The organism is Psychrobacter sp. Choline-02u-9, assembly GCF_002836505.1.
In the GTDB taxonomy this organism is placed as follows: Bacteria; Pseudomonadota; Gammaproteobacteria; order Pseudomonadales; family Moraxellaceae; genus Psychrobacter.
This window is the reverse complement of record NZ_PJBF01000054.1, coordinates 21,969-34,229: the sequence shown is the minus strand read 5'-3', so window position 1 is coordinate 34,229 and position 12,261 is coordinate 21,969. Positions and strand designations below refer to the sequence as shown.

Below are 12,261 nucleotides of genomic sequence, written 5' to 3'. Positions count from 1 at the left end.
CTAAAAGCCTTACTGCTCAGAGTCTTACTGCTAAAAATCAAGTGGCATCGTATGTTGGTCTTGATCAGGCGTGTCGTTATCTAATTGCGTCTCTTGAGCGATATCCGCCAGCTCCGCGGCAAGCGTCTGCTCATCGATGGTACGCAAAGCATCACTTATGACTGCTTTTGAGATATTACTGCGACCAAGGTTAGAAAACATTGGTTGAATATAATTAAGTACTTCCATCATCGCACCGATACGATGCGGTCCATCAGTTAGTAAGTGATCAATAATTCGATCGTCAAACTGCCATCCACGCCGACGCAAAATAGACTGTAATAATGCTTGTCTGTCTGCCAAATCATGACCAGTAGGCACTTTAAAAGTAGGTGCCTGTGCCAAACGCGTCATTAAATCTCTTAACTGGAATGGTAAGTCGTCGGCTGGTTTATTGGCGGCAAATAATAACTGGCGTTGCCCTTCTCGGCTACGATTGATCAGGTGAAATAAAGCTTCTTGCCACTGGCTGCTCTGCTCAAGCACTTCCAAATCATCGATGGCAATCAAATCAAAGTTTTCTAAAGATGATAGTACGTGGACATCTGTATGAATCAGCTCATTAAGGGACAAACAGATAGCCGATTTGTCCATTTCGATAAATGACTCACAAATAGCGGACAGCAAATGGGACTTACCTGTAGCAGGGCTACCAAACAGATATAGTTGACCGATCAGGCCGACATGTAACTGCCGTACTGCATCAATAATCGACATCCAACCGGGACCGGCAAAGTCGCTGAGACTTGCATCATGCTTAATGTCCAGATTGAGACTTAGCTGTGCTTCTGCCATGAATCATCAACTCGTGTTGCGTAGTGCAATGAAAAAATATAATAAAAAAGATAGGTTACGTTGAGCTGTATTCATTACTGTCAATACTAGCCGATACAGCTGTAAGTAATGGCCCTATAGTCTTTGCAAAAATAGGTCAGTCACTTTGTCGAAAACAACGTTAGCAAAACTGGTACCAAAACGGTTGATACTATCAACACTGCGCCTATATATAACATATTTACAAAATGACTGACAAGTCTTTTACCCATTAAGCCTTGTCAATCATTGCGTTCATACCCTAATATTACATATCAATCTTTATCTAGTGCATTCAATAATAAGATAATTATCTTTTTTCAAACAGTGCCAGTTGTTTACGGCCTTTATAAAAGTCAGTCGTTCGATAATAGCTATATACATGGCGGAACAGGACATTTAAGACAGCGGACACTGGCAAGGCGATTAACATACCGACAAAGCCTAGTAGACTGGCACCTGCCAATACAGCAAATATGACCCACAATGGTGATAGACCAATCTTATCACCTAACAGCAATGGCTGCAGGATATAACCTTCTGCAGCTTGTCCAATCAAGAACGCACCTACGACCAATGACAAATACGTCCAGTCCAATCCGAACTGAAATAAGCACGCGATAATAGCCGCGATAAAACCAATACCAAATCCTAAATACGGCACAAAACTGGCAATGCCTGCTACCATACCAATGATAAGCCCAAGCTCTAAACCAATGAGCTGTAACTGTACAGCATAAATAGCGCCTAGCAACACCATCACCAGCAATTGACCTTTGATAAATGCCATCAATGCCAGATCACACTCTTTAGCTATTTCAGTCACTTTTTGACAATAAGCACCTGGTATCGCTATCTTCCAGTTATGCAAACGCTGATCCCAATTAAATAGGAAGTAAAAGGTCAAAATAGGTACTAATACAATAAGACCTGCATTATTGATGAAGTTCATACTTGAGGTCAGTATTTGGCTCATCATGGTGCTAGCATCAGCGAACTTATAATTCGTTTGCATATAATCGACGAGAGTATCGGAAAACTCTTTGGACTCTAATTGGGGCAGTTTGATACGAGTATTACTATTGAACCACTCTCGTACGACTTGGTTATACCAATTAAATATCTTTGGCAAATAATCCCACGCCGCTTGCAGCTGATGCCACAATGTCGGTACCAACCACCATAATAATAACGCCATCCCTAAAGTAATCGTCGAGTAGACGATAATAATCGCGACCCAACGCTTGATATATTTTGATAGGCGCTTGACTAGAGGGTTAAATAGATAAGCCAATATGAAGGCAAAAACGAAAGGCACGATGACGGGCATCATTAAATACAAGAGAAACACAGCCACCACTAACGCCACGACAATAAATAAACGCCGAAAAAAAGGATCTATTGGTTGGTTCATCATGGCAAGTAATCCTATAGTTGGACGAGGTTAAAAAAGTGACAGGGAGTCAGTAATAGCGATTTCTAAATGATATAACTACAGCCATCACGATGTATCACTAGGCGAATTTCCTTCTTTTCTCATTAGTTTTAGCTAGCTAAACTGAGACGTCTTAAAATTCCTAAAAAGTCTAATTTTTAATAAATTTATGTTTATTAGTTTTTATTCTGTCAATCATATTTGGACTTGTATTAAAGCCATTATCGACAATAAATTTAGCGTTCTATTATCGCAGAGTACAACAAAAAATCAGTCATTTTTTGTTTCTTAACCGCTTATTTGCCACTTAATGCAAATCTTAGTCAAATATTGGCAAGTTGCTTTGCGAGTACGGTCTGTTTTTGGGTATAATGCGCGCACTGTCTTTAAACTTTGCTTTTGAACTTTATAACGCTGATTTTTGCGTGCTCAATTACTTTACCTTCTAATCCCAATTATCTATCCCCAACTGTGAGATGACTATGAGTGACAAGCCTTCTTTAAGCTACAAAGATGCCGGTGTTGATATCGATGCAGGCGATGCTTTGGTTCAGCGAATCAAGTCCGTTGCAAAAGCCACTACTCGTCCTGAAGTCGTGGGTGGACTTGGCGGTTTTGGTGCGTTGTGCCGCATACCAACAGGTTATACCTCACCATTATTGGTTTCTGGCACTGATGGCGTCGGCACCAAACTAAAACTGGCGCTACAGCTGAACCGTCATGACACGATTGGTATTGATTTGGTCGCGATGTGCGTCAATGACCTATTGGTTTGCGGCGCAGAGCCACTATTCTTCTTAGACTACTATGCAACTGGTAAGCTGGATGTTGATGTAGCGGCGACTGTCGTGACTGGTATTGGTGATGGTTGTAAACTAGCTAACTGTGCGCTTATCGGTGGTGAAACTGCTGAAATGCCAGGCATGTATCAAGATGACGATTACGATCTAGCTGGATTCTGTGTAGGCGTGGTTGAAGAAGCAGAAGTCGTTACTGGTGAAAATGTTGCAGAGGGCGATGTACTGATTGCCCTTGCCTCAAGTGGCGCGCACTCAAACGGCTACTCATTGGTTCGTAAAGTCATCGAAGTTAGCGGTGTGGATGTTACGAGTAGTGACGAGCAACTAGACGGCCAGCCTATTCAAGACGCTCTAATGGCTCCTACCCGTATCTATGTAAAAGCAATCAAGGCATTACAAGATACGCTTGGTAGCTCAGCTTTACATGCGATGTCACACATCACAGGTGGTGGTCTAACGGATAACTTGCCACGTGTACTACCTGATAACCTAGCGGCTAGCATCGATACCAATAGCTGGCAGTTCTCAGAGCTATTCACTTGGCTACAGACCCAAGGTAATATCGCACAGAGTGAAATGTACCGTACCTTTAACTGCGGCGTTGGTTTTGTCATCGTTGTGCCAAAAGACAAAGCAGAAGCTGCTATTCAGACTTTAACTGATGCGGGCGAAACAGCTTGGCAAATAGGTGAAATGGTCAAACGCAGCACTGATGGTCAGGCGGATGCAGTGGTGTACCGTTAATGTCAATTGATACTGCAAGCCAGCCTATCAAACCGTTGCGTATTGCTGTTCTAGTCTCAGGAAGTGGTAGCAACCTGCAAGTGTTAATCAATGCCATGCAAGCAGGTGCGCTACCAATTGAAATCGTTGGTGTTATTAGTAACCGTGAAGACGCTTATGCATTGACACGTGCTAAAGATGCCAATATTCCAGTTGCAGTATTGTCACACGTTGCTAATGGTAAACGTATGGGCATCAAAACATTTGAAACCCATGCCAATGAGCAGCTAATAGCATGGCAACCCGACTTAATCGTCTTGGCTGGGTTTATGCGTGTATTAAGTGGCTCATTTATCGATAATGTACCAGCGCCCATGATTAATCTTCACCCTTCTCTACTTCCGGTTTATAAGGGTTTAGATACTCACAAACGAGTCATACAGTCTGGTGAACGTCGTCACGGTTGTAGTATTCATAAAGTCACAGCGGAGCTTGATGCGGGTCAGGTATTGACTCAAGCTGTATTGAATGTCGATATTAACGACACTGCAGAGAGCTTACAGTCACGGGTACAGAAACTTGAACATCAATTGCTGCCTTGGACGATTTTACTACTAGCAAAAAACGTATTATCACTTGAAGCAAATAATACACCATCGCAAACGGAAACTTACCTACCGACGTTACCTTTGCAATTGCTTATAGACGGATAAAAATCTCAGCTTATTAAGCTGCTTTTAATACCACTTTATATAGCGCAATAAAAAGCCCAGCTACTCGTAATGAGTAACTGGGCTTTTTCATTTGATAACTATTTATTATTTAAAATCGTAAATAGTTATTTATTTAGCTAATTCGTCTAATCAGTTCATTCTTAAAATACGTGAACCGCTTTAATATTGACAAATTCTTTGATACCGAAGCCACCATGCTCACGGCCATAGCCTGAGTTTTTCACGCCACCAAATGGCAGTGCAGGATTAGCTAGACCATAACCATTGATATAGACCATACCTGTATCGAATTGCTCACGTGCTAAACGAACGGCTTTCTCTTCATCTTTCGAGAAAATCGCGCCACCTAAACCATAACGACTGTCGTTAGCGACGCGCATTGCATCGTCTTCATCTTTTGCACGAATTAGTGAAGCGACGGGGCCAAATAGTTCGTCATCGTATGCAGGCTGACCTTTTTCAACGTTCTCTAGGATAGTTGCTGGATAGAAGCTACCTTTACCTTCAGGTACTTTACCGCCAACAGCAATCGTTGCACCTTTAGCCACACTTTGCTCTACTTGCTCATGTAGCTGCTCACGTAGATCTGCACGTGCTAATGGACCGATATCTGAGCTATCATCCATTGGGTCACCCGCTTTAGTACCTTCAAATTTCTCAACGATACGTTTACGGAATTCGTCATATACGCTATCGACTACGATAAAGCGTTTGGCTGCTACGCAGGTTTCACCGTTATTGATTAAACGTGCTTGCGTACAGGTTTCTACAGCAGTTTCGATATCAGCATCTTCTAGTACGATAAATGCATCGTTTGAACCTAGCTCTAATACCGCTTTCTTAATCGCTTTAGCTGCTTGCTGTCCAACGATCACGCCTGCTTTGTCACTACCTGTCAATGTCACGCCGCGTACTTTGTCATTGCCAATCAATGCTTCTGACTGGTCATGATCAATGATAATCGTACGGAACAAATCACTTGGTAATTCAGACTCGTGAAGAATTTTTTCGATTAGTAGACCAGAACCCGTGACGTTAGACGCGTGTTTTAGTAAAACACTGTTACCTGCCATCAAGTTTGCAATGGTGTAACGGAATACTTGATACGCTGGGAAGTTCCAAGGCTGCATGCCATAGATGATACCGATAGGTTGATACGTCACTAACCCTTTTTTCATGCTTTCGATATCGCGTACATCATCAGCCAAAGAAGCAACACCGTTTTCAGCAGTGTAATCACAGATGGCTTTACAGAGATCAATTTCTTGCATGCTCTGGCTGTGTAACTTGCCGCGCTCTTCAGTCATCAGTTTAGCCAGCTCTTCTTTGTATTCCATCAGCTTATCACCGATAGACTTGATGACGCGACCACGTTCTTCGTGGCTCACTGTACGCCATTCTAGAAATGCGTTATGTGAAGCATCGACAATCTTGTTGACTTCGTCGTTGCTCATATAATTGTAGTTACTGATTTCTTCGCCCGTGGTTGGGTTAATAGTAGTAATGTCTGACATAGTTACTGTCCTTATTATTCGAATTTACATTTGGGATTTATAATCGGGTTTACTGTCACTTATAATTATTTTGCTGTGACAGTTTTAATTATTAAATTTACGTCGATAGCACAATCTATTGGTAGCTCGTTTTCTATCTGCCGTTATCTTAACAAGCTATTTGATTAAGAGTTTTACAATATATTGTGAAGTGTGTTGAAGATGTTAATAGTGTGACTGACTTATTAAGTATAACTAAATATCATATAATAACTCTTAAACGCTATAACACAAAAAACCAGCCTAGTGGCTGGTCTAATAACTATATATAGTGGGAGCTAAAGAAAAATATTTTTATTAAAATTCAGATAATCAAAAATATTCTGCTCTAATAAAAGATAGATTTAACTCACACAAACCAATCAAAACAAATGATTAATAACCGGTATCTCTTGTGGTGGATTTTCTTCTTCAGCAACGACTTGTCGTGCCACATGCATAATTAACTGACGTAACCAGCGATGGGCTGGGTGATGCTGCAACAAAGGAGACCATGCCATCGTAAGCTCAAACTCAGGAATAAAAAACGGCGGATCTTCCATCATAATGCTGTCGTTATTTGCCTGCATTCTTGCCACACGCGTGGGCAAAGTCGCTATCAAATCTTTATTTGCTGCAAGCATAGCAGGCATTTGATAGTGTCGAGTAAAGACACTGATTTGACGTTTTTGCCCAAGGCGCTGTAGGGCCTGATCGATAGATCCTAGTCCACCAGATTTCTCTGGATTAACCCCAAAACCCACACCCATACCGGTTTTAGACACCCATACGTGCTGTGCTTTAAGGTAGTTTTTCAGATTAAAACGATTTGCATAAGGACTTTCAGACGACAGTAAACAACTAAATGTATCACGCCATACCAAAACCTGATGAAAGCTTTGTGGTATCTCATTAAAACGGTTAATCGCCAAATCAACTCGTCCCTGCTCCATATCTCGATAAGAGACGTCTGATGGAGTCAAAAAGTCCAAAATTACATTAGGTGCTTCAGAACGTAGTGCTTTTACCAGCTTAGGTACTAGGGTCGCTTCGGCATAGTCCGATGTCATGATACGAAACACCCGAGAGGTACTATAAGGACGGAATTCAGTACGTGGCTCCAACACTTGGGTCAAATCAGCAAGTATCTCGCGGATACGCGGCTGTAATTCAAGGGCGCGTTCAGTCGGCGTCATACCCTCAGATGAGCGTACCAATAATGGATCATTAAACAGCTTACGCAAACGGCGCAAGATATTACTCATAGCAGGCTGAGTAATCCCAAGCTGCTCGGCTGCGCGAGTGACGTTTTTTTCTCGTAGCAACACATCTAGATGGACTAATAAATTTAAATCAACCCGCTGCAAATTCATATTCGGTTCTCTTGGCTTTTGAATAAACACCATATTAAGGCTGGCATTTGTAGTGCTGCTACGGTGATTTGTGCGCTGTAACAGCATAATTTCATTATTTTTTACTAATTTCGTTCTGTATTTTTCTGTTAACTATCCATTATAACTCATTAAACCTATCGTAAGACCCTGTTATATAAACATTATATCATACAGAAATACCAAAGATAACTATCATAAATTAGATAAATCTTGGTAAGGTGGTTATAGTGAGTTCTATAAAGGATTTGCAGCATAGAGGACGAACGTTAGGTTCATAAGCTGTTTTTATCTAATTAAATATTGTCGCTAAGTAATATATTAATGGTTTTTGTCAGTCGTTAAATACGGTTAATTGACCTCATTATTGTAACATCTCTTGCTACCAATTATGACATCACTGCCTATTAAGTATTTGGACACCTTGTAGATATATAGTGAGAATCGATAAATATTTATAAACCAGCAATTATTTTCAACTGTTGAGTTCAGCAAATTTCTTGTAATAGCCTAGCGGTTTGTTTAGGGTAAATAGAGCTTCGACAGATAAATGATAGACCAAATTTTGTATATTACTTTTTAGCACAAAGGTTTTAGTAAAGCGGATTTTAGTAAAACGACAGACCCATTATTTTAACAATTAACTTATTTGTTTTTACACCCCACCAAGGAGACTATAGATGTCAACTGCATATAAATCAGCGATCGACTTAGTACGTGAATTAAAGCAAAAGCACGGCAACTGGCAGAACATTAGCGAAGTTGATGCTGCACGTATGATGTCACAAAACCGTTTCAAAACGGGTTTGGATATCGCAAAATATACTGCAAAAATCATGCGTCAAGACATGGAAGATTATGACAATGATACGTCTCAGTACACGCAGTCTTTAGGTGCATGGCATGGTTTTGTTGCACAGCAAACTATGTACGCTAAGAAAAAATATTTCGGTACGACTTCTAAAACTTACATCTACCTTTCAGGTTGGATGGTAGCTGCCCTACGCTCTGAGTTTGGTCCACTACCTGACCAATCTATGCATGAAAAAACGTCAGTACCTAAGCTAATCGAAGAAATCTACACCTTCTTACGTCAAGCAGATGCTAAAGTGTTGAACGACTACTTCCGTGAACTAAACGCTGCTGAAGAAGCTGGCCAAGACACTTCAGCTATCCTAGAAAAAATCGAAAACTTTGATTCACATGTTGTGCCAATCATCGCTGATATCGATGCAGGTTTCGGTAATGAAGAAGCCACTTACCTATTGACTAAGCAAATGATCGAAGCTGGCGCTTGTGCCATTCAGGTTGAAAACCAAGTTTCTGATGCTAAGCAATGTGGTCACCAGGCTGGTAAAGTCACTGTGCCACATGAAGACTTCATCTCTAAGCTAAACGCTATCCGTTATGCATTCTTAGAGCTTGGTGTTGAAGATGGCGTTATCGTTGCTCGTACTGACTCTGAAGGCGCATCACTAACGCAAAAAATTCCAGTATCAAATGAGCCAGGCGATCTTGCTTCTAAATACATCGATTTCATCGAAATGGAAGAAGTAACGCTAGAAAATGCTCAAGAAAACGACAGCCTACTTAAGCACAATGGCAAACTAGTACGCCCAGTTCGTCTACCTAACGGTCTATATCAGTTCCGTGAAGAGACCAACATTGACCGTGTTGTACTTGACTGTGTAACTGCTCTAGAAAACGGCGCTGACCTACTATGGATCGAAACACCGACTCCAGACGTAGAGCACATCAAAATGATGGTTGACCGTATTAAAGAGCAACAGCCTAAAGCCAAGCTTGTATACAACAACAGCCCATCATTCAACTGGACGCTTAACTTCCGTAAGCAAGTTATCGCTCAGTGGGAAGAAGAAGGCAAAGATATCTCTGCATACAATAAAGATGACTTGATGAGTGCTGATTACGACGGTACTGAGCTTGATGCAGCCGCTGACGTAGCCGCTAAAAACTTCCAACGTGATGCGTCACGTGAAGCTGGTGTATTCCATCACTTAATCACGCTACCGACTTACCACACGACTGCTCTTAGCGTTCATGAACTTGCTAAAGGCTACTTCGGTGAAGAAGGCATGCTTGCTTATGCAGCTGGCGTACAGCGTAAAGAAATCCGCGAAGGTATCTCTTGTGTTAAGCACCAAGCAATGGCTGGTTCAGACCTTGGCGATGACCACAAAGAAATCTTCTCAGGCGATAACGCTCTGAAAGCTGGCGGCGGCAAGAACACGATGAACCAGTTCTAATAACCGACAGACTAGCAGTATTTATCAAAAAACCGCCCTACATCATGTAGGGCGGTTTTTTATTGCGGTTTAAATAATCAGAGAATGGTAGACTAATAATTGTTTATCACAACCATCGATCAGAGCCATTAGTCAGAATTATTAGGAGCTAATATGCAAGAGATAGAGCTGAAGTTTTTGGTACCAGAGTCACGACTGAAGGGATTAATGCGTCAAACGCACGTTAAATCCTCACAAGTGACACAACTGGCTGCACACTATTACGATACGCCTGACCAACAGCTTGCACAGGCAGGTATCGGTCTGCGTATTCGCAAAGAAGGCGATACATGGGTACAAACCATTAAAGCTGGTGGTGATGGTATCGCGGCACGCTTGGAGCACAATGCCGTACTCGATAATGAGCAAGTACAAATAATGCTCAATAATAATGAGCAAGTACAAATAATGCTCAATAATAATGAGCTGATGCCTGATTTAACGATATATCAAGACACCCCAATCGCTGCAGCATTGGCTGACTTTAAACTCAAAAAGCTAGCAAAGACGCTAACACGACTTTATGTGACTGACGTCGAGCGCACTACGCGGTTGCTAACAGAAAGTAATGAGAATGAAACCGATAACTGTATCGAAATGGCTTATGATCAGGGAGAGATTATTCATGGTACTGATGACTCGCTACGCAAAGCTATTCAAGAGATAGAATTTGAATTGGTGTCAGGAGATTTAGATTTTCTATTTACGACTGCCAAAACATGGTGCAAGCGCTATAAGCTGTGTCTATCTACCGTTACCAAAGCTGAAAACGGTAGCTTACTTATTAACGGACAAAATCACAGTCCAGCAGTCAACGCAAACCTAAGTCAATTGCAAATAGACAAAGACAGCAGCGCACCTGCCTTTATACGTGCGGTCGTACACAATTGCTTATTGCAAATATTACCAAATAGCAGTGCTATCGTCGCTGGCAGTATAGATGACGATCATATTTTGCAGTTGCGGATTGGTATTGATCGCTTGCGTACTGCGTTGAAAGCATTTGCTGACTTCTCTGATGAGATTAACCCTGAATGGCTGCCGATACTAAAGCAAACTGCAACCTTGCTTAGCGACTACTATCAACTTGCTTATATCAATGCACAGATCGAACCTGAGCTACAAGCATGTGGCGCGCCTGCCGTCGACTGGACAGCAGATATTGAAAATATCAAGATCACACCTATCAATACGCTACAAGCCAATGACTTTCAGATAACGCTGTTAGAGCTGATTGCCTTTACTATGAGCGACCCAAGCATTGAACCTCAGACTGATCAGCTTGCCCGCGATAAGCTAACTAAAGTCCTCTCTAAACAATATAAGAAATGCCTTAAGACCAATAAAAAAGCTGACGAAATAAGTGATGAAGTAAGTGTTACCGAGCTTGTGAGCAATGACGTAGATCTAGATGTAAACACAGACATTGCTGATAATGACCAACCTGAAAGCGACCTGCTTAGTCAATTAAAAGATTCGCGTTACATCAGTGAATTTTCCACACCTTTACTAAGCAAGAAAAAAGCTAAAAAGAAAACCAAACGTTGGCTAAAACGGCTAATAAAAGCGCAAAAAGCGTTAGAACAACTGAACGATGATAATCAATATCAGCAGTTTTATGAATTGAAATCAACAACAGATGCTAATGCTTTATATGGTGCAGGTTGGTTTACGGCCATACTGACTGATGACCAGAGTCATATTGATGCATGTTTAGCAAAATTTGCGGATAGCTCAACGTTTTGGTAGAAGTAGGAATATTGTTTTTATGACAAATACTGCTTTCATAAAGTAAAACCACTCCATAAAAAAGACAGTTTGTTATATAACAGACTGTCTTTTTTTATTGTGTTTAAATAGCTCCTGTTAGCGTCATGGCTAAATGTGCAAAACGACCTAGTTAGCAACGATCGTAACGGGCATACCCTCTTCTACTTGCTCAAATAATTCTACGATATCTTCATTACGCATACGGATACAGCCATGTGATAGCGGAATACTCATTGGTTCAGTATCTGGTGTGCCGTGAATATAGATATAGCGCTCATAAGTATCGCAACCACCTTGGCTATTGCTACCTTTGTTTAACCCTTCTTCAAGACCGCTTAACCAAAGAATACGGCTCAATATCCAGTCACGCTTGGGATGTAGCTCACCAAGATTTGTATCGTATATCTCACCTGTCGGTACACGCCCGACAAATACCGCATTCATAGGCTCACTACCACCTATTTTCTGTTCAATCACATGCCTGCCAAGCGGCGTGCAACCACTATCCTGCTGACTACCAATACCATTCTTTGCAGTGGAGACTACATATCTCGCAACCTCAGTCTGCTGCTGGTACAGCGTCAATGTTTGCTCAGCGATATTAATCACGAGTTGTTTATCAAGCGTCTTATTATTGGTCATAAATGCTTCCGACTATCAGTCATTCATCAGATTACTATCAAGGTTATTAGCAAAATGATTGAAAATTTCTATTATC

At 41.3% G+C, this 12,261-nt stretch carries 9 protein-coding genes; 4 read left to right on the top strand and 5 right to left on the bottom strand.

Annotated elements, in window-relative coordinates; all coding sequences use genetic code 11:
• Nucleotides 1-30: 30 nt before the first annotated feature.
• Nucleotides 31-834: a DnaA regulatory inactivator Hda gene (gene hda, locus CXF69_RS08360; protein ID WP_101206314.1), complete on the bottom strand. Its 804-nt coding sequence runs from the start codon at nt 832-834 to the stop codon at nt 31-33.
• 328 nt (nt 835-1,162) lie between these two features.
• On the bottom strand, nt 1,163-2,269 hold the full coding sequence (locus tag CXF69_RS08355) for an AI-2E family transporter (protein ID WP_102078580.1): 1,107 nt from the start codon (nt 2,267-2,269) through the stop codon (nt 1,163-1,165).
• 500 nt (nt 2,270-2,769) lie between these two features.
• Here CXF69_RS08355 and purM point away from each other — a divergent pair, with 500 nt between their 5' ends.
• Both purM and purN read left to right on the top strand, forming a co-directional pair.
• Nucleotides 2,770-3,831: a phosphoribosylformylglycinamidine cyclo-ligase gene (purM, locus tag CXF69_RS08350; RefSeq protein ID WP_102078579.1), complete on the top strand. Its 1,062-nt coding sequence runs from the start codon at nt 2,770-2,772 to the stop codon at nt 3,829-3,831.
• Nucleotides 3,831-4,523 carry a phosphoribosylglycinamide formyltransferase gene (gene purN / locus CXF69_RS08345; RefSeq protein ID WP_102078578.1) on the top strand — a complete coding sequence of 231 codons (693 nt, stop codon included), beginning with the start codon at nt 3,831-3,833 and terminating at the stop codon, nt 4,521-4,523. The genes purM and purN overlap by 1 nt, the downstream gene beginning before the upstream one ends.
• 161 nt (nt 4,524-4,684) lie before the next feature.
• Here the strand turns inward: purN and CXF69_RS08340 are convergent, their stop codons facing one another.
• Nucleotides 4,685-6,058, bottom strand: coding sequence for an NAD-dependent succinate-semialdehyde dehydrogenase (locus tag CXF69_RS08340; protein WP_102078577.1), 1,374 nt, complete (start codon nt 6,056-6,058; stop codon nt 4,685-4,687).
• A 401-nt stretch (nt 6,059-6,459) separates the two neighbouring features.
• Nucleotides 6,460-7,449, bottom strand: coding sequence for a LysR family transcriptional regulator (locus CXF69_RS08335; RefSeq protein WP_102078583.1), 990 nt, complete (start codon nt 7,447-7,449; stop codon nt 6,460-6,462).
• A gap of 698 nt (nt 7,450-8,147) precedes the next feature.
• On the opposite strand from CXF69_RS08335, the gene CXF69_RS08330 reads away from it, so the two are divergent.
• A complete protein-coding gene (locus CXF69_RS08330; RefSeq protein WP_101206309.1) occupies nt 8,148-9,734 on the top strand; it encodes an isocitrate lyase in 1,587 nt (528 codons plus the stop codon).
• Between the two features lie 153 nt (nt 9,735-9,887).
• Entirely contained in the window at nt 9,888-11,522 is a 1,635-nt protein-coding gene (locus tag CXF69_RS08325; protein WP_102078576.1) for a CYTH and CHAD domain-containing protein, read from the top strand.
• Nucleotides 11,523-11,669: 147 nt separating this feature from the next.
• Here the strand turns inward: CXF69_RS08325 and CXF69_RS08320 are convergent, their stop codons facing one another.
• Nucleotides 11,670-12,185, bottom strand: coding sequence for a L,D-transpeptidase (locus tag CXF69_RS08320; RefSeq protein WP_101206307.1), 516 nt, complete (start codon nt 12,183-12,185; stop codon nt 11,670-11,672).
• Nucleotides 12,186-12,261: the final 76 nt, after the last annotated feature.